This is a genomic window from Microbacterium sp. E-13, assembly GCF_049912955.1.
Classification (GTDB): Bacteria; Actinomycetota; Actinomycetes; order Actinomycetales; family Microbacteriaceae; genus Microbacterium.
The window spans coordinates 2,461,972-2,484,979 of sequence record NZ_CP183973.1; the positions used below are offsets into that span (position 1 = coordinate 2,461,972).

Sequence of the window (23,008 nt, forward strand, 5' to 3'; positions counted from 1 at the left end):
TGTGGCCGCCTGCCAATCAATGGAGCAGCGCGAGGGAAGAGCCGGCGAGACACCCGGCCCGTGCTCCGCTACTGAGAGGAGTCTAACGCGGTGGGGTGCAGGCCCCTCGGGGACCTGCACCCCACCTCGGTCAATCACCGGACGAAGGCCGGTGGGAACCGATCGGGCGATTACTCCTTCGAACCGGCGTCCGTGACCTCCCAGTCCCAGGCGTTCCAGAACACCGTGGGCGCGAGGATGGACGACTCGACGTTCGTCACGCGGTCGCTGATCGCGGTGACCTCGGGGAACTGGAAGATGGTGACGCCGTAGAAGTCCTCCCACAGCAGCCGGTCCATCTCGACCTGGAGGTCGATCTTGTTCTGCTCGTCGAACTCCGTGTTCAGCTGGGAGATGATCCCATCCACCTCAGCGTTCGAGTAGAAGTTGAGGTTGTTGATGCCACCGGTCTCGAACGTCGGCAGCGAGTTCGTCACGCCGAGGCTCGTCGACTGCCATCCGAAGAGGGAGGCGTCATAGGCGCCCGGGGTGCCGAGCAGCCCGCCCCACTCCTCCGAGCCGCAGTCGGTGACGTTGAAGCCCGCCTGAGCGGCCGAAGCCTGGATCAGAGCGAACTCGTTCACACGGCGCGGGTTGTTGGATGCGTAGAGGATGCAGACCGACGTGTCGGTGACGCCCGACTCGGCCAGCAGCGCCTTGGCGCCCTCGACGTCGACCTCGGCGTAGTCAGCCGACGTGTTGCCCGCCTCGGCCTCGTCGTAGCCCTCGGCGCCGGGCACGAACAGCTGCGAGTTCCGCAGGATCGCGGCGTCGCCGATGATCGGCTTGATGAGGGTGTCGACGATCTCCTGACGCGGGATGACCTTCATGAACGCCTCGCGCACCTTCGGGTTCGAGAAGATGTTCTCCGGGTTCTTGCCCTGGTCGAACTGCAGATCGACGTGCTCGTACGTGCCGCCGAGGCTGGTGTCGACGGTGATCCCGTCGATGCCCTCGAGCGCGGTGGTGATATCGGCCGTCGCCTGGGGCTGGATGATGTCCACCTCGCCGTTCTCCAGCGCCTGAACCGCTGCGAGCGGGTCGGGGATGAAGCGGATCGTGATCTCCTCGATGTTCGCCGAGTTGTCACCGGTGTACTCCGGGTTGGCCGTGAGGGTCACGAACTGGTCCGCGACGTAGTCGCTGATCATGTACGGACCGCTCGCGACGACGAGGTCGGGGTCGTCCGGCATCTCGGTGAAGTTGAACCCACCGTTCCAGAACGACGAGATCGGCGCGAGATCGGCCGCGTCGTTGTTCTCGATGGCATCGAGGACGGCCTTCTTCGCCTCCTCGTTGTCGTCGATGCCGAGGGCCTTCTTGCCCACGATGTGAGCCGGAAGCATCTCGCCCATGGTGGCGAACGTCAGCTCCCAGTCGACGAACGGCTCGTCGTAGGTGATGGTCACCGAACGGCCGTCATCGCCGATCTCAGGCTGCTCGGTCACGAGTCCCAGGCCCGAGGTGGGCGTGGCGCCCGAGTCGAAGTAGACGACGTCCGTGGGGAAGGCGTCGGTGAACTCGCCGGTGTCGGGGTCGGTGAACTCGGCCGGGTCGAAGTCGGGCGTATCGAGTGCCCGCGACTCCGCGGCCCAGTACAGCAACAGGTCAGCGGCGTCGATCGGCGTGCCGTCGGACCACTTCTTGTCCTCGTTGACGGTGTACTTGACGGTCAGCGGGTCCTCGCTGACGAGCTCGTACGAGCCGAACGACTCGTTCTTCACCAGCTGCGGGGTGTTGTCGTAGTAGTTGAAGCCGTCGAGCACCAGGTAGTTGATGTTGTTGTTCGCGGTCGCGTTGCCGAACGACGTGTTGCCGTTCATCGAGTAGAACGCCTGGTTCCACGCGGCAGTGATCGACGAGCCCTCGACGAGACCGGAGTCGTCGGCGCCTTCGTCGCCACCGCTCGGGGCGCACCCCGAGATCACGAGTGCGCCGGCTGCGGCGAGTGCCACCGCGGCCGAGATGCGCTTAATTCTCACTGTTCCTCCTGTGCAGGGTCATGCGCATCCGACCGCTGGGGGGACGGGTGCGCGGATGGGAAAACGATAAGCACCCCCTCTGAGATGGTCAAAACAATCGGCGAAAACGTTACAGAGCCTTAACTCAATCGCGATCGAGTGTGACAATCTGACAAGATGACCCCCCGAACGCGGCCCTCCGGCAGGAGGGAATCCACTACGCTGTCGCCCCTCGATCCGTACCAGCGCGGACGGCTCACGTGGGAAGTCTGGATCGTCCTGGCAGTGACCGTCGGACAGTCGGCCGTGTACTCGGTGCTGTCGCTCGTACGAAAGCTCCTGGCGCCCGTGCCGCTGGGTCAGCAGCAGACCCAGGTGAACCCGCCGCGCGACGCCCAGGCCGTCTGGGATGTGGTCTACCAGCTGCTGGGGGTCTTCTTCGCGCTCGCCCTCGTCGCTCTCGTGATCTACCTGCTGTGGGAGCCGGGTGGCAACGCCCTGCGACGCATCGGGCTGGACTTCACGCGCTTCGGCGGAGACCTGGGCCGCGGCATCCTGCTCGCCACCGCCATCGGCCTGCCGGGACTCGCCCTCTACGCGGCCGGCCGTGCGCTGGGGATCACCGTGGCCGTGGTGGCGTCGCCACTCGATGCGGCGTGGTGGACGGTGCCGCTGCTCATACTGTCGGCGCTGCGGGCCGGACTCACCGAAGAGGTCATCTTCATCGCGTACCTGTTCGATCGCCTGCGGCGCCTGGGCTGGAACGACTGGTCCATCATCCTGACGGCCGCGGCGCTCCGCGGGGCCTATCACGCGTACCAGGGCCCCGGAGCGATCGTCGGCAACGCCGTGATGGGCGTCGTGTTCGGATGGTGCTACCGGCGGTGGGGGCGGATCATGCCGCTCGTCATCGCCCACACGCTCCTCGACGTCGTGGCGTTCGTCGGCTATCCGGTCGCCGTGGCCCTGTGGCCCGGCGTCTTCGCCCCCATCCCCACTCCGTCCCCATCTCCCACCCCGACCCCCTCCGCCTGAGCCCGTCCCGCGCCCCCCTCCTCCGCGAAACCCCAACTGAGGGACGAGACCTTGGGGTTCACCCCGGGTCTCGTCCGCTCCCTGGGGTTTCGGGCAGCAGGGGCGGGTGGCGGCGAGCGCCAGCCCGTCATGTGGGCTTCTCCACAGCGCGTCCGACCGAGCACTTCTCCACCGATCGACCGTGCTTCGGATGGGAGACCCCGTCGCCTGGACACAGTGGACGGATGCCACTCATCTCGCCCGCTCTGTCTGTGAAGCCGACGCCTATCGCACTCCTTCGGAGCGGCGAGGTCTCCCATCCTGAGCGTGCAGTCGGGCGGGACGAGCTGATCAGAGTCCGGCGCGGCGTCTTTGCCCCCGCGCAGGAGTGGCGGGCGCTTGACCGCCCCGACTTCGTGTGGGATGACGCGTCCGTCGCGGGAGAAGCGGACGGCGATCTCAAGTTCGACGGCCGCTTCGGCGACGCCGCACTTCTCCTGAACAAGCAGCGCACGAGGGACGCGCGCCTCCGAGAGCAGGTGCGCACGATCGTGCACTGGGGCTGGCAGGACGTGACCGCCTTCACGCCGCTGCAGACTCTGCTGCTCGGCGCCGGCCTGCGCCCGACCAGGCCCCAGAACTCGGCGGCCCTGCTGTCGATGCGCCAGCGGCTCGCCGCTCGGGCTCCGCACCCCATCGACCCGCGCTGGCCCGCCCCCCGGTGAAACTCCAAGGGGTGGCCGGGACGGTGGGTCGCACCCGGGGTCTCGTCCGCCCCGTGGGGTTTCGCGGAGAAGCGCGTTGGGCGAGGGCGCGGGTCAGGCGAAGGCCTCGATGGGCGGGCAGGCGCAGACGAGGTTGCGGTCGCCGTAGGCCTGGTCGATGCGGCGGACCGGCGGCCAGTACTTCGTGCGGACGAGGGAGTGGACGGGGTACACGGCGGTCTCCCGCGAGTAGGGGTGCGACCACTCCCCTGCGACGACCGACTCGGCGGTGTGGGGTGCGTTGACGAGCGGGTTGTCACTCGCGGGCCACTCCCCCGCGGCCACGCGGTCGGCCTCGGCCTTGATCGCGATCATCGCCTCGATGAAGCGCTCGATCTCGGCGAGGTCCTCCGACTCGGTCGGCTCCACCATGAGCGTGCCCGCGACGGGGAACGACATCGTCGGGGCGTGGAAGCCGTAGTCGATGAGCCGCTTGGCCACGTCGTCGACGGTCGCCCCGGTGGCCTCGCGCAGCGGGCGCAGGTCGAGGATGCACTCGTGGGCGACGAGGCCGTCCTCACCGGTGTAGAGCACCGGGTAGTGCTCGCGCAGCCGGAAGGCGATGTAGTTCGCCGACAGCACCGCCGCCGCCGTGGCGCTGCGCAGCCCCTCGGCACCCATCATGCGGACGTAGGCCCACGAGATCGGCAGGATGCCGGCGGACCCGTGCGGTGCGGCCGAGATGGGGCCGCCGTCGAAGACGCCGCCCCCGTGATCCTTGCGCTGCGAGAACGGATGGCTCGGCAGGTACGGCGCCAGATGCGCCTTGGCGGCGACAGGCCCCACGCCCGGCCCGCCTCCCCCGTGCGGGATGGCGAAGGTCTTGTGGAGGTTCAGGTGCGAGACATCGCCGCCCAGGTCGCCGAAGCGCGCGTAGCCGAGGAGCGCGTTGAGGTTCGCCCCGTCGACGTACACCTGTCCGCCGGCATCGTGCACCGCCTGGGTGATCTCGAGCACGTCGTGCTCGTACACCCCGTGGGTCGAGGGGTACGTGATCATGAGCGCGGCCAGCTCCTCCGAGTGGACGTCGATCTTGGCCCGCAGGTCGTCGAGGTCCACGTTGCCGGCCTCGTCGCACGCGACGACGACGACGCGCATGCCGGCGAGCACCGCGGAGGCCGCGTTGGTGCCGTGGGCCGACGACGGGATGAGGCACACCGTCCGGCCGCGATCGCCGTTCGCGCGGTGGTAGCCCCGGATCGCCATGAGCCCCGCCAGCTCGCCCTGCGAACCGGCATTGGGCTGCAGCGAGACGGCGTCGTAGCCGGTGACTTCGGCGAGCCACGCCTCGAGCTGCTCGATCATGGCGAGGTAGCCGTGCACGTCCTCTTGGGGTGCGAAGGGATGGACGCGCGAGAACTCCGGCCACGAGACCGCCGCCATCTCGGTCGCCGCGTTCAGCTTCATGGTGCACGAGCCCAGGGGGATCATGCCGCGGTCCAGCGCGTAGTCGCGGTCGGACAGCTGCTTGAGGTAGCGCATCATCGCCGTCTCGGACCGATGCGTGTTGAAGACCGGGTGCCTGAGGAACTCCTCGACCCGCCGGAGTCCGGAGGGGACGCCGGCGAGCGGCTCGGCATCGGCGAACGGGAGTACGCGCTCGCCCTGCTCGCCGGCCCCGAGGAACTCGCCCTCGGGCAGGCCGAAGGCCCACGCCACCGCTGCGAGGTCGTCTGCGGTCGTCGTCTCGTCGACCGAGACGCCGACGGTCGCGTCGTCGGCCCAGAACAGCTGGTAGCCACGGCTGCGCGCGCGCTCGATCACCCGTCGCGACGAGCCGGGCGTGGCCACGCGAATGGTGTCGAAGAAGGAGTGGGACCGCAGCGACAGCCCGTACGAACGCAGGCGGCCGGCGAGCGCCTCCGCCTTCTTCGCGACGTCGGTGGCGATCGCACGCAGGCCGTCGGGACCGTGGTAGACCGCGTACATCGACGCCATGACGGCGAGCAGCACCTGCGAGGTGCAGATGTTCGATGTGGCCTTCTCGCGGCGGATGTGCTGCTCGCGCGTCTGCAGAGCGAGGCGGTATGCCGGGTGGCCCGCCGCGTCCTGCGACACGCCGACCAGGCGTCCCGGCAACTGCCGCTCGAGCCCCTGCCGCACCGCCATGTAGCCCGCGTGCGGCCCGCCGAAGCCGAGCGGCACACCGAATCGCTGAGTCGTGCCGACGGCGACGTCCGCCCCGAACGAGCCCGGCGAGCGCAGCAGCGTGAGGGCGAGGATGTCGGCGGCCACCACAACGAGAGCGCCCGCGACGTGCGCCGCATCCACGACGCCCGACGGGTCCCACACGCTGCCCGAGGCACCCGGGTACTGCACCAGCACGCCGAACAGCTCGTCCGGGAGCGTGGCGCCGTGCGCCAGGTCGAGCTCGAGCAGCTCGATGCCGACGGCAGCGGCGCGGTGCGCGAGCAGGGCCTTCGTCTGCGGAAGCGTGTCGGCGTCCACGACGAACACGTTCGACGAGGACTTCGATCCGCGTCGGGCGACCAGCATGCCCTCGACCACGGCCGTGGACTCGTCGAGCATCGACGCGTTGGCCGTGGCCAGCCCGGTGAGATCGGTCACCATCGTCTGGAAGTTGATGAGGGCCTCGAGGCGCCCCTGGGATATCTCCGGCTGATACGGCGTGTAAGCGGTGTACCAGGAGGGGTTCTCCAGCACGTTGCGGGCGATCACCGACGGCGTCAGCGTGTCGGCGTAGCCCAGGCCGATCATCGGGCGCGCAGCGCGATTCTGCGATGCCAGCGCGCGCAGCTCGGCGAGCGCCTCCGCCTCCGTCGCCGCCGGCGGGATGACGCTCGTGGCGCGGGGAGCGGCGTGGATGGATGCCGGCACCGCCGCGTGCACGAGCGCGTCGACGCTGTCGTAGCCCAGCGCGTCCAGCATGGTGCGCTGGGCTGCGGCATCCGTTCCGATATGGCGATCGGCGAAGAGACCCGTCATTCGCTGCCGCCCGTGAGCGAGATGTACGCGTCGCGGTCGAGGAGGCCGTCGACGGACGACGGGTCGACGGTGATCTTGACGAGCCAGCCGGCGCCGAAGGGGTCGGCGTTGACGAGCGACGGGTCGTCGACGACGGCGTCGTTGACCTCGAGGACCTCGCCCGTGAGCGGGGCGTAGAGCTCTCCGACCGACTTGGTGGACTCGATCTCCCCCACGACGGTGGCGGCGGTCACGGCGCTGCCGACAGCGGGCAGCTCGACGAACACGACGTCGCCGAGCTTGTCGGCGGCGTACGACGTGATGCCGACGGTCGCGACGTCGCCGTCGAGGGCGACCCACTCGTGCTCGGCGGTGTACTTGAGGGCGGTGAGGTCGGTCATGAGTTCCTCCGGTAGAAGGGCAGGGCGGTCACGGTCGCGGGAATGCGGGTTCCTCGCACGTCGATGAAGAGCGGGGTGCCGGGCTCGCTCACGGCGGGCGAGACGAAGGCCATCGCGATCGGATGCCCGAGCGTCGGGCTGAGCGCCCCGCTCGTGATCGCGCCGACGGCGCTCCCGGCATCCGCGCTGTCGAACACGGCGTAGCCCGCGCGGCCGGCTCGGCGCCCTTCCGAGACGAGGCCCACGAGAACCGGCGCGTCGGATGCGACGACGGCGGACAGACCCGCCTTGCCGACGAAGTCCTCCTTGTCGGCGGCCACCACCCGGCCGAGACCCGCCTGCGAGGGGACGACGTCGAGCGACAGCTCGTGCCCGTAGAGCGGCATCCCCGCCTCCAGGCGCAGCGTGTCGCGCGCGGCGAGTCCGGCGGGCACGAGACCCAGCGGCTCGCCCGCGGCGAGGAGCGCGTCCCACAGGCCGGGCGCCGCCGCGTTCGGCACCAGCAGCTCGAACCCGTCCTCGCCGGTGTAGCCGGTGCGGGCGACGAAGAGCGGTGAGCCCTCGAACGACCCGGACGACCACGCGTAGTAACGGAGGTCTGCCAGCGCCGGGACGATATCCGCGATGCCGGCCGTGGCCTCCACGACGGCACGGGCGACCGGACCCTGCACCGCGATGAGCGACATGCCGTCGGTGTGATCCTCCAGCTCGGCCTCGAAGCCGGCGAGGCGGTCGCGCAGGGCGACGGCGACGGCATCGCGGTTGCCGGCGTTGGCGATCACGAGGAAGCGGCGATCGGCGATGCGATAGACGATGACGTCGTCGACGATGCCGCCGGACTCCGCGAGCACCAGCGAGTACTTCGCCCTCCCCACGCTCAGCGGCGAGACCGCTCCCGCCAGGGCGTAGTCGAGGCAGGCGCCCGCGTCGGCGCCCTCGACCGTGAACTCCGCCATATGAGAGATGTCGAAGAGGCCCGCTGCGGTGCGGACCGCATGGTGCTCGGCGAGGTCGGAGCTGTATCGCACCGGCATGAGCCAACCGCCGAAGTCGGTGAAGGAGGCGCCGAGCGCCTCATGGCGGTCGTGCAGAGAAGTGGTGCGGAGGTCGGTCATGAGTTCTCCCGGTCGCGGACGGGCAGGCGCCGATCGGCGCCTGTGAACTCCCCCTCTGTCATCGGCCTGAGAGTTTCACCCGTCCACGTGGAGCGGGCTTTCACCGTCGGCGGATTCTCGCTTCGCTTGAATCGCTTTCCAGAGTCGGCCTGCCCGAACGGTACGCGTACCTGAGAGATTGGCGGGGAGGCTTGCTCCTTCGGTGCCCGGCGATCGCGCTGCCGAGGCTCTCCCGCCCGGGTCATGGGCCGTTATTGACTTGCGGAGCCAGCATACCCGCCAGGGCCGTCAGCCGACGCAGGAACCCGACGACACGGTGTTCGTGAGCGAGGACGCGCGGTCCGCCACGGGCGTCAGCTCGGCCATCGTCATCGCGTACCCGAGGTTCTCGTCGTTCTCGGCGCGCGCGAACACGACACCCGCGACCTCGCCGTCGTCGGTCAGCAGCGGCCCTCCCGAGTTGCCGGGACGCACGGTGGCCTGCAGCGCGTAGATCTCCCGCGGGTTCCACGACTCGTCGTACACGTCGGGCACGCTGGCGGTGCCCACCGACTCCACGCCGGCGGTCACCATCGTGAACGGACCGCCGTACGGATAGCCCTGCACCGCCGCGGCCGTCCCGGCCGCGAGCGTCGGTGAGAACCGCAGCGGCGTGGCGCCGAGATCGTCGACGGCGATGACCGCGAGATCGTCGATCGGGTCGAAGTAGACGATCCGGCCCTCACGCGCCGGCTCTCCGGGCAGCTCCACGATGGGAACGTCGACGCCGGCCACCACGTGCGCGTTCGTCACGACACGATCCTCGGCGATCACGAAGCCCGTCCCGGCGGAGCCGCGACCGCAGGCGTACGCATTGCCCGAGACGCGGGCGACGGATGCTGCGGCCCGCTGCAATTCTGGATCGTCCAGTGCCACCGGGGGCGCGGGCTCGACCGTCCCGGGACCGAGCAGCAGTCCCAGTCCCGGCAAGGTGTCGTCGAGCACGGTGCTGCGCAGCTGCGCGAGTGCCGCCGCGACGGGGTCGGGGGTCGCCGCCTCGATGCCGCGCAGGATGCTCGAGGAGGCGACGGCCGAAGACACCACCGGGATGCCGGCGCCGGCGATCGCCGGGGCGACGAGGGCGAGGGCGAGGATCGCCGCGAGGACCGAGGCGATGCCGCCCAGGAACCGCTCCACACCGCGCAGCTTGAGCCGGTCGGCACCCGAGCGCAGCGCGGAGCCGATCGCCGCCCCGAGTGCGGCCCCGGCGAACACCAGACCGAACGCCGTGAGGATCACCGCCGGTCCCCGCCAGACCGGCGAGGGCACCCAGGCGCTCACCAGGGGCGTGAGCCAGAAGGCGGCGAAGGCTCCCGCGGCAACGCCGACGAGCGTGCCGACGCTGGCGAAGAAGCCTCGCCTCACTCCGGCCACGCAGGCTCCGACGAGGAGGAGGACGACGATCAGATCGACGGCGATCAACGCCACTCCTCTCGCGTCCGGGGTACGTCTCGACAGGCTACGCATCCACCCTGGGAGACACCCCCGACACGCGGCGGCGACGGGCGCGGCACGGCCGTGTTACAGGAACCGCTTGGCTTCTGGTCATCATGACACTATGATCGTTCTCGAGAGTTAGAGTCATCATGACCAGAACAGCTTCCCAGACCACCGCCCCAGCCGCGGCCGCCGCGCCCGCCGACGCGATACGCGTGGCGGTGTCTACCGTGATCTTCACGCTCCGGCGCCTGCCCGGGAGCGACGCGATGCAAGTCGTGCTGCCCCTCGTGCGCCGCACGCGCGACCCCCACGAGGGCCACTGGGCGCTCCCGGGCGGATGGCTCGATGTCGCGGAGGGCCTGGATGCCGCAGCATCCCGCACCCTCGCCGAAACGACCGGGCTGGCACCGAGCTATCTCGAGCAGCTGTACGCCTTCGGAGGGGTCCACCGCTCCCCGACGCGCGTCGTGTCGATCGTGTACTGGGCGCTCCTGCGCGCCGACGAGATCACCGACAGCGTGGAGAACGTCCAGTGGTTCGACGCGGCCGCGCTGCCGGAGCTGGCGTTCGACCACAACGAGATCGTCGGCTATGCGCTGTGGCGCCTGCGGAACAAGGTGGGGTACAGCCGCATCGCCCACGGGCTCCTCGCCGACGAGTTCACGCTGGCCGAGCTTCGCGAGGTGTACGAGGCGATCCTCGGCCGGCGGCTCGATCCCGCCAACTTCCGCCGCCAGGTCGAGAACTCCGGCACCCTCATCCCCACCGATCGCTTCCGCACGGGCAGCCATCGCCCCGCACGGCTGTACCGCTACAACCAGGACGTCGAGCTGGCCGACCGCGGCCCTCTCGGCACCCGCGACTGAACCACCCGAACGAGAGAGCCATCATGTCCGCCATCAACATCACCCTGCAGCGCCGGCCGGATCTCGATGCGTCGGTCGATCACGCCATCCAGGCGATCGTCGCGGGCGCCCAGCTCGGCGAGACCTGCAACACCGACCTCGCCGCCGGACCCTGGGACTTCGACATCCGCCCGGGCTATGGCCCCGGATCGTCGATGGGCGACGTCATCCCGACGGGATCCCCCCGCCAGGGCGAACTGCCGCGGGAGTACCGCGAAGCCTCCGAGGCCGAGCTCGCCGCGCGCATCCGCGCGGCGAAGGCGGCACTGGGCTCGCGGGTCGTCGTGCTCGGCCACTTCTATCAGCGCGAAGAGGTCGTCGTGCACGCCGACTACGTCGGCGACTCGTTCCAGCTGGCGAACGCGGCCCTCGAGCACCCTGACGCCGAGGCGATCGTGTTCTGCGGAGTCCACTTCATGGCCGAGACCGCCGACCTGCTGTCGCGCCCGGAGCAGGCTGTCATCCTCCCCAACTTCGCCGCCGGCTGCTCGATGGCCGACATGGCCGACATCGACCAGGTCGAGGAGTGCTGGGAGCAGCTGGCCGAGGTCTACGGCGACATGGACGCGCGGGATGCCGAAGGTCTCGTGCCCGTCGTCCCCGTCACCTACATGAACTCCTCGGCCGCCATCAAGGGCTTCGTGGGGCGCCACGGCGGCATCGTGTGCACCTCCTCGAATGCGCGCACGGTGCTCGAGTGGGCGTTCCAGCGGGGGCGTCGCGTGCTCTTCTTCCCCGACCAGCACCTCGGCCGCAACACGGCGAAGGCGATGGGCGTGCCGCTCGAGCAGATGCCGATGTGGAATCCGCGCAAGCCCCTGGGCGGAGCATCCGCCGACCAGCTCGCCGATGCGCGCGTCATCCTGTGGCACGGGTTCTGCTCGGTGCACCGCCGCTTCTCGGTCGACCAGATCGAGAAGGCGCGCGCGGAGCACCCCGGCGTGCGCGTCATCGTGCACCCCGAGTGCCCGATGGAGGTCGTGGATGCTGCGGACGAGGCCGGCTCGACGGACTACATCCGCAAGGCGATCGAGGCCGCGACCGAGCCCACGACCTTCGCGATCGGCACCGAGGTGAACCTCGTGCAGCGCCTGGCCGCCGATCACCCGCAGCACACGATCTTCTGTCTCGACCCGGTCGTGTGCCCGTGCTCGACGATGTACCGCATCCACCCCGGGTATCTCGCGTGGGTGCTCGAGGGCCTCGTGGCGGGCGAGGTGCGCAACCGCATCACGGTCCCGGCCGATGTCGCCCAGCCCGCCCGCGTGGCGCTCGAGCGCACGCTCGCCGCCAAGCCGCCGGCCGCCCCGGCCGCCGCGTGGGAGAACGCATCATGACCACGCCCGCGGGCGCCACCGCCGTGCACGCGATCGTCGTCGGGTCCGGCATCGCGGGCCTGCTCACCGCGCTGCACGCCGCGGAGCACGGCTGCCGGGTGACGCTCGTCACGAAGGACGTGCTCGAGCACGCCAACACGCGCTACGCCCAGGGCGGCATCGCCGGCGTCATGTTCTCCGACGACCGCGCCGACGACCATCTGCACGACACCCTCGTCGCCGGCGCCGGACTCAGCGATCCCGCTGCGGTCCGTGTGCTCGTCGACGAGGGTCCGGCGCGCATCCGCGAGCTGATCGAGCTCGGCGTCGGCTTCGACCGCGACGAGGCCGGCGGGTTCGTCAAGGGCCTCGAGGCCGCCCACTCGTACCCTCGCATCCTGCACGCCGGGGGCGACGCCACGGGAACGGCCATCGAGAAGGCCCTCGTCGCCCGCCTCCGCGGGAGCGACGTCACCGTCATCGAGCACGCGTTCCTGATCGACCTCGTGCGATCGTCCGCGCCGGACCCGTCGAACGGTCGAGGTCGGGTCACGGGCATCGAGCTGCTGGTCGGCGAGACGGATGCCGCACCCGGCCGCCGCCTGATGCTGGAGGCCGACGCGGTCGTGCTCGCCACGGGCGGCGCGGGTGAGCTCTACGCCCACTCGACGAACCCCGAGGTGGCGACGGGCGATGGCATCGCGGCCGCGATCCGCGCCGGCGCCGCCGTCGCGGACCTCGAGTTCTTCCAGTTCCACCCGACGGTATTGGAAGGCAGGGCTGACGCCACCGGGCTGGCCGCGGGCGGCTCCTTCCTGGTGTCGGAGGCCGTTCGTGGCGAGGGTGCGACCCTCATCGACGAACGCGGCCGCCGGTTCGCGTTCGACGCGCACCCCGACGGAGAGCTGGCCCCCCGCGACGTCGTCGCGCGCGCCATCGCCCGGCAGATGGAGGCGCAGGACGGACGCCCGGTGCTTCTCGACGCGACGCGGATCCACTCCGCCGACCCGGCCGAGCGGGCCGCGTTCCTCGCGCGCCGCTTCCCGACCATCGACCGCGCGGTGCGCGAGCGCGGCCTGGACTGGGCCCGCCAGCCGATTCCGGTGACCCCCGCGGCGCACTACCTCATGGGCGGTGTGGCCACCGACCTGTTCGGCCGCACCACGCTCCCCGGCCTGTACGCCGTGGGCGAGGTCGCGCGCACCGGCGTGCACGGCGCCAACCGTCTCGCCTCGAATTCACTGCTCGAGGGCGCCGTGTTCGGCGCACGAGCCGGCGATGCGATCGCAGCCGACGCGGCATCCGGATCCTGGCCCCACATCCCCGTTCATCCGTCACCTGCGTACGCCAATTCCGCCGTCTCGCGTACACACGTGACGAACGAACCGGAAGGGCACGGCGGCTCGACGCCGGCGCCGGCGTTCACGCGAGACGCCCTGCAGCAGCTGCTGTGGGAGGACGCCGGACTGGTGCGCGACGAGGCGGGCCTCGCGCACGCGGCTTCCGTCATCGCCGTCTGGCGCGCGCAGCAGCGCATGCCGGTCACCGAGCACGACCTCGAGGACGAGAACCTGCTCCTCGTGGCCGAGCGGCTGGTGGCGGCGGCCCGTGCACGGACAGATTCCGTCGGCGCCCACTTCCGCTCCGACGCAGGCGCCGGCGAAACTCCACGGAAGCACGGCGCCATCCCGGCGAGACCAACGCCGGAGGCGGCATCAGCTCCAGATCCGTGGAGTTCTGCAGCCGCCCCCTCCGAGAAGGAGCCCGTCGCATGCTGACCCGTGCCGTGATCGACCGCGCCGTCGCCGCCGCCCTCGAAGAGGACGCTCCGTGGGGCGACCTCACGAGCGAGGCCCTGATTCCGCCGAACGCGGTCGCGCGCGCCGATCTGGTCGCGCGCGAGGCGGGGGTGTTCTCCGGCGGCGACGTGTTCGAGGCCGCCTTCCGCCTGACCGACCCGGCGATCGACGTCGAGGTCGACGTCGAGGACGGCGAATGGTTCGAGCCGGGCACGGTGCTCGCGGTCGTCACCGGCCCGGCTCGCGCGGTGCTCACGGCCGAGCGGATCGGCCTCAACTTCGTGCAGCGGATGTCGGGGATCGCCACGCTCACCGGCGCCTACGTGGCCGAGGTGGCGCACACCGGCGCCCGCATCGCCGACACGCGCAAGACGACGCCCGGGCTCCGCGCCTTCGAGCGCAAGGCGGTGCGCGACGGCGGGGGCCGCAATCACCGTCACTCCCTGTCGGACGCGGTGATGGCGAAAGACAACCACCTGGCCGTGCTCGCGCAGAAGGGCGTGTCCACGACCGAGGCCCTGCGGGCCGCCAAGGACCTCCTCCCCCACACCACCCACATCGAGGTCGAGGTCGACCGGCTCGAGCAGATCGAGCCCGTGCTGGCCGCCGGCATCGGCACGATCATGCTCGACAACTTCTCGCTCGACGACCTCCGCACCGGCGTCGCGCAGGTGGCGGGTAGGGCGACGGTCGAGGCGTCCGGCGGGGTGTCGCTCGAGACGGTACGGGCGATCGCCGAGACCGGCGTCGACGTCATCTCGGTCGGCGCGCTCACGCACTCGGCGCGGGCACTGGACCTCGGACTCGACGTACGGATCGACGCGGCCTGAGCCGCGGGAGCACCCTATGAGCATGCTCTACCTCGACAACGCCGCCACGACGCCGGTGCGGCCGGAGGTGCTCGAGGCGATGATGCCGTTCCTCACCCGCTGGTACGGCAACCCGTCCAGTCACCACACCGTGGGCGAGGCGGCGGCCGACGCGCTGGCCGACGCTCGCACACGTGTCGCCCGCGTGCTCGGCCTGCGCACGGGCGACATCGTCTTCACCTCGGGTGGCACCGAGGCCGACAACCTCGCGATCAAGGGGATCACGATCGCGGCAGCACAGCGCCGCGACCGCCACGCGCACATCGTGACGACGCCGGTCGAGCACGAGTCCGTGCTGGAGTCGGTGGCGTACCTCGAGCGGGTGCACGGCTTTGCGGCGACGCTCGTGCCCGTCGATCACCACGCGCGGATCTCGGCGGACGACCTCGCCCGGAGCCTGCGCGACGACACCGCGCTCGTGAGCATCGGGTACGCCAACAACGAGGTGGGGACGATCCAGGATGCTGCGGCCCTCGCGTCCGTGCTGCGCGAACGGCGCGTGCCGCTCCACCTGGACGCGGTGCAGGCCGCCGGCTGGCTCCCGCTCTCGGCCGATGCCCTCGGCTACGACGCGATCTCCCTCGCCGGCCACAAGCTCGGCGCCCCGAAGGGCACCGGCGTGCTGGGCGTGCGCGGCCGGATCCCGCTCGAGCCGCTGCTGCACGGCGGCGGCCAGGAGCGCGGCCGCCGCAGCGGCACGGAGGACGTCGCCGGTGCCGTCGGCTTCGCCACCGCCCTGGAGCTGGCCGAGACGGAGCGCGTCGAGGCATCCGCTCGCGTCTCCGCGATCCGCGACCGGTTCATCGCCCGGGTGCTCGCCGCGGTGCCGTCGGCGCGACTGACCGGCGACCCCGTCCACCGCCTCGCCGGAACAGCGAGCTTCACGTTCGCGGGCACCAGCGGAGAGGCCGTCCTGCTCGAACTGGAGCGCCGCGGTGTCGTCTCGTCGAGCGGGTCCGCGTGTGCCGCGGGCAGCGATGAGCCGTCGCACGTGCTGCTCGCGATGGGCATCGAGCCGGAGGTGGCGCAGACGGCTGTGCGGTTCACCTTCCCGCGGTGGCTGAGCACGCCGCTCGATGCCGTGGCCGACGCGGTCGAGGCATCCGTCGCCGCCGTCTCGACAGGTTCCTGAGCACGGGGCGGAGCGCGGCGTCATACCCGCCCCTGGCGGAGCCTCACGCCTCCGGGCGCCCCTAGGATCGGGACGTGCCCCCCGCCGTGACCCTCATCGTCCCGGGCCACGACGTGGCCCTGTACGCCGCCGAGGCGCTCGAATCCCTCCGCGCCCAGACGCGCACGGACTGGGTCGCGATCCTCGTGGACGACGCTTCGAGCGACGACACCGGCAGGCTGTTCGACGCCGCGGCCGCGCACGACGACCGCTTCACCGTCGTGCATCATCGCGAGCAACGCGGTCTGGGCGCGGCCCGCAACACGGCACTGGACCTCGTGCGCACGCCCTTCCTCGGCTTCCTCGACGCCGACGACCGACTGACCCCCTCGGCGCTCGAACGCCTCGTGGCAACCGTCGACGGCAGCGGCAGCGACTTCGCCGTCGGCGCGTACGTGCGCCTGCGGCCCGACACCGCCGGCGGCTACGAGGCGGGGAGCGTGCAGCCGTGGGTCGCGGCGGCGACCGACCCCGCCCGGCGGGGCACCACGCTCGAGGAGCACCCCGCGGCGTCGGGGAACATCGTGGCGTGGTCGAAGGTGAGCCGCACGGAGCTGTGGCAGCGCACCGGTCTGCGGTTCCCGGTCGGCAAGGCGTACGAGGACCAGATCGTCGCCCAGCAGATGTACACCCGCGCGCGCGCCTTCGATGTCATCCCCGACGTCGTCGTCGAGTGGCGCGAGCGCGCCGACGGCTCGTCCATCACCCAGCACAAGGGCGAACTCCCGGTGCTCCGCGACTACCTCGAGGCGCTGAGCGGCGGCCTCGCCGTGCTGGATGCGGCGGGCCACTCGCGGGCGGCGGCGTCCCGGGTGCGGCTCATCCTGGCGATGGACGTGCCACCGCTCGTCGAGATGGCGCGCGATCATCCCGACGACGCCTACCGACGGGCGCTCGGGGAGTTCGCGCGGAGGCTGTCGTCTCGCGTCGACGGGCTGGTGCTCCCCGAGGCGGCCGCCACAGCGCTCAGCGCCGCACGGCTCTGGTGAGGCTCACGCCGTGACGGGCCGCGTCACCCGGCGTCTGCGACGCTCCCCCGGCCGGCGGCGAGCACCTCGCTCGACGTGACCACGGGCGCGTCGGGCGCGGTGTCGGCCCGGCGATCGGGGTGGTCGGCGGGAGGGACGGAATCCTCGGCCTCGAGGATCTTCGTGGTCGCCAGCTGCTGTGCGGCCAGCTCGGCGTAGAGCCCGCCCGCCGCCAGGAGCGACGCATGCGTCCCCGACTCCACGATGCGCCCCGCCTCGACCACATGGATCACGTCGGCGGCGATCACCGTCGACAGCCGGTGGGCGATCGAGAGCGTCGTGCGGCCGCGGGCGGCAGCATCCAACGCCTCCTGGACCACCCGCTCCGAGACGGTGTCGAGCGCCGACGTCGCCTCGTCGAGAAGAAGGACCGGCGGGTCCTTCAAGAGCACGCGCGCGATGGCGATGCGCTGCTTCTCGCCGCCCGAGAGCCGGTACCCGCGCTCGCCCACGACGGTGTCGTAGCCGTTCTCGAAGCGCTCGATCACGTGGTGGATGTTCGCCGCCCGGCAGGCGTCCTCGAGTTCGGCGTCCGTCGCGTCCGGTCTGGCGTAGCGGAGGTTCTCGCGGATGGTCGCGTGGAAGAGGTAGGTCTCCTGGGAGACGATGCCGACGTTGTCGACGATCGACTCCTGGCGCAGACGGCGGACGTCCTCGCCGGCGAAGAGCACGGCGCCGCCGGATGCCTCGTACAGACGGGGCGTCAGATACAGCACGGTCGTCTTTCCTGCGCCGGAGGGGCCGACGAACGCGACATGCTGGCCCGGCTCGGCGACGAAGGAGATGCCGTCGAGCGTCGCTCTCGTGTCGGGCGCGGCATCCGGATAGCGGAACACCACGTCGCGGAACTCGATGCGGCCGACCGGTCCGGGTGCATCCGCCACATCGATCGCGTCGGCGGAGTCGCGGATCGCCGGCACGAGGTCGAGGTATTCGAAGATGCGCGCGAACAGCGCAGACGAGGTCTGCAGGTCGAGCGACACGCGCATGAGCCCCATGAGAGGCATGAGAAGGCGCGCCTGGACGGTGGTGAACGCGACGATCGTACCGGCGGTGATGGCGTCGGTGCCCCCGCCGATCAAATAGCCCGAGACGAGGTAGATGATCGCGGGCACGCTCGCCATGATCACCTGGACGACGGCGAAGAAGCCCTGGCCGCTCATCGCCCGGCGCACCTGGAGGCGCACCTGATTGACGTTCTCGTCGGCGTAGCGGGCGGACTCCGTACGCTGCCGGTTGAAGGACTTCGAGAGCAGGATTCCCGAGACGCTCAGGGTCTCCTGCGTGATAGCGGTCAGCTCCGACAGCGACTCCTGCGTCTCCCCCGCGATCCGGGCCCGCACCTGACCCACCCGGCGCTGCACCAGGATGAGGAAGGGCATGAGCACGACGGCGATGATGGTCAGCCGCCAGTCGATGAGGATCATCGCCACGAGAGAGGCCACGACCGTGACCGTGTTCCCGAGAATGCTCGTCACCGTGTTGGTGAGGACGCCGGAGACACCGCCCACGTCGTTCTGGAGGCGCGACTGGATGACGCCGGTCTTGGTTCGCGTGAAGAAGCCGAGCTCCATCGACTGCAGGTGATCGAAGAGCTTCACCCGCAGGTCGCCGGTCACACGATTGCCGACGGTGGAGGTGAGCCAGGTCTGTACGACACCGAGCCCCGCCGACAGCAGGAAGAGCGCGATCATCACCACGACGAGCTGCCACAGCAGCGTCAGATCGGGGGCGGAGCCGTCGACGGGGAACAGCGCGTCGTCGAACACCCGCTCAACCAGCAGCGGCGGGATGACGGCGATGCCGGCGCCGGTCACGACCAGCAGGCCAGTGACGACGATCGACCAGGTGTACGGGCGGAACAGCGCGACCACCCGGCGGCCGAGGTCGGGTATTTTGGGTGCCTCGGCGTTGGCGCGCCGCTGCGCCTCGACGTCGACCGGCCGGAAGCCCGGGTGTCCTCCCCCGCCGCCACCGCCTCGCATGCTCACTCCGCCAGCCTAATCAGCGCCCCCGACAGGTGGGCCGGCCGCTAGGCTTCGGTCATGACCTCGACCCCCGACGCCCCCGGTCACGACGGCAGCGATCTCGCGGAGCTGCGGGAGGAGATCGACGCCCTCAAGGCCATCCCGCACGAAGAGATCGTCAACCCGCTCCCCAAGATCGTCGAGGAGGAGGAGCCCGAGGCCGAGCCCACCGACGCGATCGGCTCGGAGGACTGGGACGACCCGGAGCCCGAGCCCTCCGCGCGCTGACGTCCGGCTGGCCGGTCCGCCGTCATCGGTTCCCTGATCGGGAATGCGATGTCGGACCTTGTCGTTATCCTGAAGGCTTGCCATCCTCGCCTTTCTCTCGGGTGGCTCATCGCTGTCCATCCGAGCCTCGAGGAGACGCCCTATGGCCGCCATCGAAACGACCCCCGGAACCGGCAGCATCCCCGCTGCGCCTGGTGCGTCTCACGGAGCCTCCGCTCCGAAGCTGCGCCCCGAGGAGAGCCGGGTCATCTGGCTGCTCCTCGCCGCCGCGTTCGTCGCCATCCTCAACGAGACGACGATGGGCGTGGCGATCCCGCACCTCATCGTCGACCTCGGCATCACCGCGCTGGCCGCGCAGTGGCTGACCACCGCGTTCATGCTGACGATGGCCGTGATCATCCCGATCACGGGCTTCCTGCTGCGCCGCTTCACCACGCGCACCATGTACGTGGCGGCGATGGGCCTGTTCTCCGCGGGAACGCTGATCGCCTTCCTGTCCCCCGGCTTCCCCATGCTGCTCGTCGCACGCGTCGTGCAGGCGTCCGGCACGGCCATCATGATGCCGCTGCTCATGACGACGCTCATGACCGTGGTGCCGGCCGCCATCCGCGGCCGCATGATGGGGCGCGTCAGCATCGTGATCTCGCTCGCCCCCGCCATCGGCCCGACGCTCGCCGGCGCGCTGCTGAACAACTTCGAGTGGCGCTGGATCTTCGGCGTCGTGCTGCCGATCGCGATCGTGGCGCTGGCCGTCGGTGCTCGCTGGATCCACAACCTGGGCGAGACCACGCGTGCCCCGATCGACGTGCTGTCGGTGATCCTGTCGGCGCTCGGCTTCGGCGGACTCGTGTTCGGCCTCAGCCAGCTGGGCGCGGGCGGTCACGGAAGCGGAGCGGATGCTGCGGCCGCGAGCGCCGCGTCGACCACGACCCTCGCCGTGTCGCTGGCCGTGGGCGTGGTCGCACTCGGCCTGTTCGGCTGGCGCCAGGTCGTGCTGCAGCGCAAGGACGACGCACTGCTCGACCTCCGCGTGTTCCGCAGTGCGAACTTCTCGCTGTCGGTCGCGCAGATGGCCATCATGTCGATGGCATTCTTCGGTGCCATCACCGTGGTGCCGCTGTACCTGCAGGACGTGCTGGGCGTCGATCCGCTCACCACCGGACTGGTCGTGCTCCCGGGCGCGCTGGCGATGGGCCTTGCGGGTCCGGTCATCGGCCGCATCTACGACCGCTGGGGCACCACCGTCCTCCTCGTGCCGGGCGCCGTCATCACGAGCGGCATGCTGTGGTTCTACACGACGTTCGGTTCCGAGACGCCGGTGTGGCTGATCGCGATCGCCCAGACCGTGCTCTCCCTCGGGCTCGCGCTCTCGTTCACGCCGCTCTTCACCGCATCGCTCGGCTCTCTTCAGCCGCGGTTCTACTCGTACGGCTCCGCCGTCGTGGGAACTGTTCAGCAGGTCGCCGGGGCTGCCGGCATCGCCCTGATGTTCGGCGTCATGGCCGCGGCGTCTGCGGCCGCGACAGCATCGGGCGCCGACGAACTGGCCGCGGGTACAGCCGGGACCCACGCCGCGTTCCTGACCGCCGCCTTCCTGTCCCTGCCCCTGCTGGTGGGCGCGTTCCTCATCCGCAAGCCCGCCGATCAGCCCATGGGTGCACACGCCGGCCACTGAATCGAACCCGTGAGGCCCGGACCCTGTTCGTCCGGCTCGTATCACGCGGATGCCCCGCCCCCTCGACGGCGGTTTATAGACAAGGGGTGGGGCATCCGCAATTCTGGTTGCGCCCCGACACCCGACGATGGGAAGGCAGCACCATGATCGTCAGCACCCCCGACACCGATGGCGCCACGGGTCACGTCGCCGACATGTACGACGGCGACATGCGCACGGACGGCTTCGTATTCGCCCACACGCGCGCGATGGCGATGAACCCCGAAGCGCACCAGGCGTTCGAGGATCTCATCCACGCGATCGTGCCCTCCATCGGCGTCCGCACCTACGAGCTCGCGACGCTGGGCGCGGCGCGCGCCATCGGATCCGAGCACTGCCTCCTGGCGCACGGGCGTAAAAGCCTTCGCGGCGGGCTGCTCGACGAGGACCAGCTGTCCGCCCTCGCACGCGAAGGCGCGGAGGCCGACCTCGATGACGCCGACCGCGCGGTGATCGCCTACGCCGAGAAGTTGTCGACGGATGCTGCCGCCATGAGCGACGCCGATTCCCGGCGTCTGCGCGACGTGGGCTTCACCGACCGGCAGATCGTCGACATCACGCTGGCGGCAGCCGTGCGCAACTACTACAGCCGTGCGCTGCAGGCCCTCGCGGTGCCCGTCGACGATGTGCCGGGACTCAGCCCGCAGCTGGTCGCCGCCCTGCGTGCACCGGGCGATGCGGCCCGCGCCGTCAGTGGTGGATGATCGCTTTCAGAAGGATCAGCACTCCGCCGAAAGCGGCCGTGATCAGTGCGCTGACGATACGCGGGAACCAGTGGGTGCTCCACCTCGCGACAGCGATCCAGCCGAGCGCGGCGAGAACGACCGTGTTGACGATGAGCGCGGCCCACAGGGCGGCACTGTCGTCGATGATGCGAGTGGCGCCCAGCAGCAGGATGAGGAGGGGCGGCACCGAGGCGATGACCATGCCGCTGGACTGGCGAGCCGAAGCGCGCAGACTCGCTCGAAGCCCCGCGTGGCCGTCTGTCGCCGCCAGGCGACCGAGGGTGCCCGCGAAGACGTGGGCGGCGAAGAAGACGATCACGGTGACGGCGACGGTCACCAGGGCCTCCCACGACGTGCCCTGAGCGCTGACGACGATCATGCCCGATACGAGGATGAGCCCGTAGATCGCCTCCTCCGACATGAGGATGCGCCCCACCCTCGGGCTGATGTGCAGTTGTTCGTCGGTCATCGACGGCGAGGGAGGTCGGCCGCGGTGCGCGTCAGCCGATGCCGCAGGCGCTGCCGCCGCAGCACGAACCAGAGGACTCGACGACGGTCAGAAGGTTCTTCTCGTCGGGAACGGGAGCGAGGGTGATGGGCGCCGGCTGTGCGGAAGTCGTCATGCGCACCATGCTACCCATGTCGTCGGCTGCTCCGGCGGTCGCCGGCCCCGACGTGTCACAACAGCTCGCCTCCGTTCTGGCATGTGGGGCAATACTGGGCCGTCGTGCCGGAGAACGCCAGGTCGCGGATCGTGTCGCCGCACACCGGGCATGCCTCCCCGGTGCGCCCGTGCACGCGCATGGCGTCGACCTTCGCAGCTTTCAGCCGATCGATCGGGATGCCGCGGCGCGCCGCTATCGCGGTGCGCACCGTGTCGACCGTCGCGTCGAACAGGCGATCGACCTCCGCTTCATCCAAGGCGGCGGCGTGCCTCACCGGTGACACCTTGGCCAGGTGCAGGATCTCGTCGGAGTAGGCGTTCCCGATGCCGGCAAGGGACTCTTGCTCCTGCAGGATCGCCTTGATCTGCTTCCGCCGCCCGACCACCGCGGCATCGAAGTCGGCCCGCACGAAGCCCGGGTCGGCCGGGTCGGGACCCAGCTTCGCGATCGCGGGTACATCGCTGGGGTCCGCGACCACGAACAGACCGAGCGAGACCCAGGTGCCGGCATCAGTCACCTGGAGGCTCGTGCCGCCGGCGAGCTCGAAGGTGGCGAGTGCCGGAGGCTCGTCGGCGGGCGGCGGGTCAGCCTCGCCGCCGTCCTCGAGCCAGCGCATCCACCCGTGACGGCCGAGGGACACGACGAGGCTCGGACCATCCAGCCGGATCTCCACGTGCTTGCCGTGACGCACCGCGCCGGCGATGGTGCGACCGGTGAGGCTCGAGGGCGGCGTGGCCCTTGTCTTGACGGTGCGGAACTCGAGCACGTCGACCGCGCGGACCTCGCGGCCGGCAGCCTCGTCTGCGAGGAACCGTGCGAGTGCGTCGACCTCGGGCGACTCAGGCATGCGCCCATCCTGGCAC

General features: G+C 70.5%; 20 protein-coding genes and 2 riboswitches. Of the genes, 11 read left to right on the plus strand and 9 right to left on the minus strand.

Features of this window, described 5'->3' with window-relative positions:
• Positions 1-170: 170 nt before the first annotated feature.
• Positions 171-2,021, minus strand: a complete 1,851-nt coding sequence (locus tag ACN9MP_RS11345; protein WP_426320249.1) for an ABC transporter family substrate-binding protein — start codon at positions 2,019-2,021, stop codon at positions 171-173.
• A gap of 156 nt (positions 2,022-2,177) precedes the next feature.
• Here ACN9MP_RS11345 and ACN9MP_RS11350 point away from each other — a divergent pair, with 156 nt between their 5' ends.
• Complete coding sequence (locus ACN9MP_RS11350; protein ID WP_426320251.1) at positions 2,178-3,035, plus strand: CPBP family intramembrane glutamic endopeptidase; 858 nt, start codon at positions 2,178-2,180, stop codon at positions 3,033-3,035.
• A 224-nt stretch (positions 3,036-3,259) separates the two neighbouring features.
• A complete protein-coding gene (locus ACN9MP_RS11355) occupies positions 3,260-3,739 on the plus strand; it encodes a hypothetical protein (protein ID WP_426320252.1) in 480 nt (159 codons plus the stop codon).
• 93 nt (positions 3,740-3,832) lie between these two features.
• On the opposite strand, the gene gcvP is transcribed toward ACN9MP_RS11355, so the two are convergent.
• The 4 genes from gcvP to ACN9MP_RS11375 form a co-directional block, all read right to left on the minus strand.
• Positions 3,833-6,724 (minus strand): aminomethyl-transferring glycine dehydrogenase, encoded by a 2,892-nt coding sequence (gene gcvP, locus ACN9MP_RS11360; RefSeq protein ID WP_426320254.1) that lies wholly within the window; start codon positions 6,722-6,724, stop codon positions 3,833-3,835.
• Positions 6,721-7,104: a glycine cleavage system protein GcvH gene (gene gcvH, locus ACN9MP_RS11365; RefSeq protein ID WP_426320256.1), complete on the minus strand. Its 384-nt coding sequence runs from the start codon at positions 7,102-7,104 to the stop codon at positions 6,721-6,723. The genes gcvP and gcvH overlap by 4 nt, the downstream gene beginning before the upstream one ends.
• On the minus strand, positions 7,101-8,219 hold the full coding sequence (gcvT, locus tag ACN9MP_RS11370) for a glycine cleavage system aminomethyltransferase GcvT (RefSeq protein WP_426320258.1): 1,119 nt from the start codon (positions 8,217-8,219) through the stop codon (positions 7,101-7,103). Before gcvT ends, gcvH begins: the two co-directional genes overlap by 4 nt.
• 48 nt (positions 8,220-8,267) lie before the next feature.
• A riboswitch (glycine riboswitch) is annotated at positions 8,268-8,366 on the minus strand.
• A gap of 1 nt (position 8,367) precedes the next feature.
• Positions 8,368-8,464, minus strand: a riboswitch (glycine riboswitch).
• 43 nt (positions 8,465-8,507) lie between these two features.
• On the minus strand, positions 8,508-9,680 hold the full coding sequence (locus ACN9MP_RS11375; RefSeq protein WP_426320260.1) for a MarP family serine protease: 1,173 nt from the start codon (positions 9,678-9,680) through the stop codon (positions 8,508-8,510).
• A 164-nt stretch (positions 9,681-9,844) separates the two neighbouring features.
• On the opposite strand from ACN9MP_RS11375, the gene ACN9MP_RS11380 reads away from it, so the two are divergent.
• The 6 genes from ACN9MP_RS11380 to ACN9MP_RS11405 all read left to right on the plus strand — a co-directional run bounded on the left by ACN9MP_RS11380 (position 9,845) and on the right by ACN9MP_RS11405 (position 16,747).
• Positions 9,845-10,564 carry an NUDIX hydrolase gene (locus ACN9MP_RS11380; RefSeq protein ID WP_426320262.1) on the plus strand — a complete coding sequence of 240 codons (720 nt, stop codon included), beginning with the start codon at positions 9,845-9,847 and terminating at the stop codon, positions 10,562-10,564.
• Between the two features lie 23 nt (positions 10,565-10,587).
• Positions 10,588-11,940, plus strand: coding sequence for a quinolinate synthase NadA (gene nadA, locus ACN9MP_RS11385; RefSeq protein WP_426320264.1), 1,353 nt, complete (start codon positions 10,588-10,590; stop codon positions 11,938-11,940).
• Entirely contained in the window at positions 11,937-13,697 is a 1,761-nt protein-coding gene (nadB, locus tag ACN9MP_RS11390; protein WP_426320266.1) for an L-aspartate oxidase, read from the plus strand. The genes nadA and nadB overlap by 4 nt, the downstream gene beginning before the upstream one ends.
• A complete protein-coding gene (gene nadC, locus ACN9MP_RS11395) occupies positions 13,691-14,548 on the plus strand; it encodes a carboxylating nicotinate-nucleotide diphosphorylase (RefSeq protein ID WP_426320268.1) in 858 nt (285 codons plus the stop codon). The genes nadB and nadC overlap by 7 nt, the downstream gene beginning before the upstream one ends.
• Before the next feature lie 22 nt (positions 14,549-14,570).
• Positions 14,571-15,719, plus strand: a complete 1,149-nt coding sequence (locus ACN9MP_RS11400) for a cysteine desulfurase family protein (protein WP_426325994.1) — start codon at positions 14,571-14,573, stop codon at positions 15,717-15,719.
• Positions 15,720-15,793: 74 nt separating this feature from the next.
• On the plus strand, positions 15,794-16,747 hold the full coding sequence (locus tag ACN9MP_RS11405) for a glycosyltransferase family 2 protein (protein ID WP_426320270.1): 954 nt from the start codon (positions 15,794-15,796) through the stop codon (positions 16,745-16,747).
• A gap of 23 nt (positions 16,748-16,770) precedes the next feature.
• Here the strand turns inward: ACN9MP_RS11405 and ACN9MP_RS11410 are convergent, their stop codons facing one another.
• Positions 16,771-18,771: an ABC transporter ATP-binding protein gene (locus ACN9MP_RS11410; RefSeq protein ID WP_426325995.1), complete on the minus strand. Its 2,001-nt coding sequence runs from the start codon at positions 18,769-18,771 to the stop codon at positions 16,771-16,773.
• 60 nt (positions 18,772-18,831) lie between these two features.
• Here ACN9MP_RS11410 and ACN9MP_RS11415 point away from each other — a divergent pair, with 60 nt between their 5' ends.
• The 3 genes from ACN9MP_RS11415 to ACN9MP_RS11425 all read left to right on the plus strand — a co-directional run bounded on the left by ACN9MP_RS11415 (position 18,832) and on the right by ACN9MP_RS11425 (position 21,459).
• Positions 18,832-19,041 carry a hypothetical protein gene (locus ACN9MP_RS11415; RefSeq protein ID WP_426320272.1) on the plus strand — a complete coding sequence of 70 codons (210 nt, stop codon included), beginning with the start codon at positions 18,832-18,834 and terminating at the stop codon, positions 19,039-19,041.
• A 142-nt stretch (positions 19,042-19,183) separates the two neighbouring features.
• The gene (locus ACN9MP_RS11420) at positions 19,184-20,716 is read left to right on the plus strand and encodes a DHA2 family efflux MFS transporter permease subunit (RefSeq protein ID WP_426320274.1); all 1,533 of its coding nucleotides are present in this window, start codon (positions 19,184-19,186) and stop codon (positions 20,714-20,716) included.
• A gap of 143 nt (positions 20,717-20,859) precedes the next feature.
• Complete coding sequence (locus ACN9MP_RS11425; protein ID WP_426320276.1) at positions 20,860-21,459, plus strand: carboxymuconolactone decarboxylase family protein; 600 nt, start codon at positions 20,860-20,862, stop codon at positions 21,457-21,459.
• Here ACN9MP_RS11425 and ACN9MP_RS11430 read toward each other — a convergent pair.
• Genes ACN9MP_RS11430 through ACN9MP_RS11440 form a run of 3 tightly spaced genes read right to left on the minus strand, consistent with a single transcriptional unit; the run spans position 21,446 to position 22,992 of the window.
• The gene (locus ACN9MP_RS11430; protein WP_426320278.1) at positions 21,446-21,949 is read right to left on the minus strand and encodes a hypothetical protein; all 504 of its coding nucleotides are present in this window, start codon (positions 21,947-21,949) and stop codon (positions 21,446-21,448) included. The two genes, ACN9MP_RS11425 and ACN9MP_RS11430, sit on opposite strands and share 14 nt — an antisense overlap.
• A 31-nt stretch (positions 21,950-21,980) precedes the next feature.
• The gene (locus ACN9MP_RS11435) at positions 21,981-22,103 is read right to left on the minus strand and encodes a hypothetical protein (protein WP_426320280.1); all 123 of its coding nucleotides are present in this window, start codon (positions 22,101-22,103) and stop codon (positions 21,981-21,983) included.
• A 55-nt stretch (positions 22,104-22,158) separates the two neighbouring features.
• Positions 22,159-22,992: a DNA-formamidopyrimidine glycosylase family protein gene (locus ACN9MP_RS11440; RefSeq protein ID WP_426320282.1), complete on the minus strand. Its 834-nt coding sequence runs from the start codon at positions 22,990-22,992 to the stop codon at positions 22,159-22,161.
• Between the last annotated feature and the right edge of the window lie 16 nt (positions 22,993-23,008).

Excerpts from the sequence above, each read along its gene's own strand:
- nadB (WP_426320266.1), top strand. The coding sequence starts at position 11,937 with ATGACCACGCCCGCGGGCGCCACCGCCGTGCACGCGATCGTCGTCGGG.
- ACN9MP_RS11440 (WP_426320282.1), bottom strand. The coding sequence starts at position 22,992 with ATGCCTGAGTCGCCCGAGGTCGACGCACTCGCACGGTTCCTCGCAGAC.
- ACN9MP_RS11415 (WP_426320272.1), top strand. The coding sequence starts at position 18,832 with ATGACCTCGACCCCCGACGCCCCCGGTCACGACGGCAGCGATCTCGCG.
- gcvH (WP_426320256.1), bottom strand. The coding sequence starts at position 7,104 with ATGACCGACCTCACCGCCCTCAAGTACACCGCCGAGCACGAGTGGGTC.
- ACN9MP_RS11410 (WP_426325995.1), bottom strand. The coding sequence starts at position 18,771 with ATGCGAGGCGGTGGCGGCGGGGGAGGACACCCGGGCTTCCGGCCGGTC.
- nadA (WP_426320264.1), top strand. The coding sequence starts at position 10,588 with ATGTCCGCCATCAACATCACCCTGCAGCGCCGGCCGGATCTCGATGCG.
- nadC (WP_426320268.1), top strand. The coding sequence starts at position 13,691 with ATGCTGACCCGTGCCGTGATCGACCGCGCCGTCGCCGCCGCCCTCGAA.
- ACN9MP_RS11430 (WP_426320278.1), bottom strand. The coding sequence starts at position 21,949 with ATGACCGACGAACAACTGCACATCAGCCCGAGGGTGGGGCGCATCCTC.
- ACN9MP_RS11435 (WP_426320280.1), bottom strand. The coding sequence starts at position 22,103 with ATGACGACTTCCGCACAGCCGGCGCCCATCACCCTCGCTCCCGTTCCC.
- ACN9MP_RS11380 (WP_426320262.1), top strand. The coding sequence starts at position 9,845 with ATGACCAGAACAGCTTCCCAGACCACCGCCCCAGCCGCGGCCGCCGCG.
- gcvT (WP_426320258.1), bottom strand. The coding sequence starts at position 8,219 with ATGACCGACCTCCGCACCACTTCTCTGCACGACCGCCATGAGGCGCTC.
- ACN9MP_RS11420 (WP_426320274.1), top strand. The coding sequence starts at position 19,184 with ATGGCCGCCATCGAAACGACCCCCGGAACCGGCAGCATCCCCGCTGCG.
- gcvP (WP_426320254.1), bottom strand. The coding sequence starts at position 6,724 with ATGACGGGTCTCTTCGCCGATCGCCATATCGGAACGGATGCCGCAGCC.
- ACN9MP_RS11425 (WP_426320276.1), top strand. The coding sequence starts at position 20,860 with ATGATCGTCAGCACCCCCGACACCGATGGCGCCACGGGTCACGTCGCC.
- ACN9MP_RS11400 (WP_426325994.1), top strand. The coding sequence starts at position 14,571 with ATGCTCTACCTCGACAACGCCGCCACGACGCCGGTGCGGCCGGAGGTG.
- ACN9MP_RS11355 (WP_426320252.1), top strand. The coding sequence starts at position 3,260 with ATGCCACTCATCTCGCCCGCTCTGTCTGTGAAGCCGACGCCTATCGCA.
- ACN9MP_RS11350 (WP_426320251.1), top strand. The coding sequence starts at position 2,178 with ATGACCCCCCGAACGCGGCCCTCCGGCAGGAGGGAATCCACTACGCTG.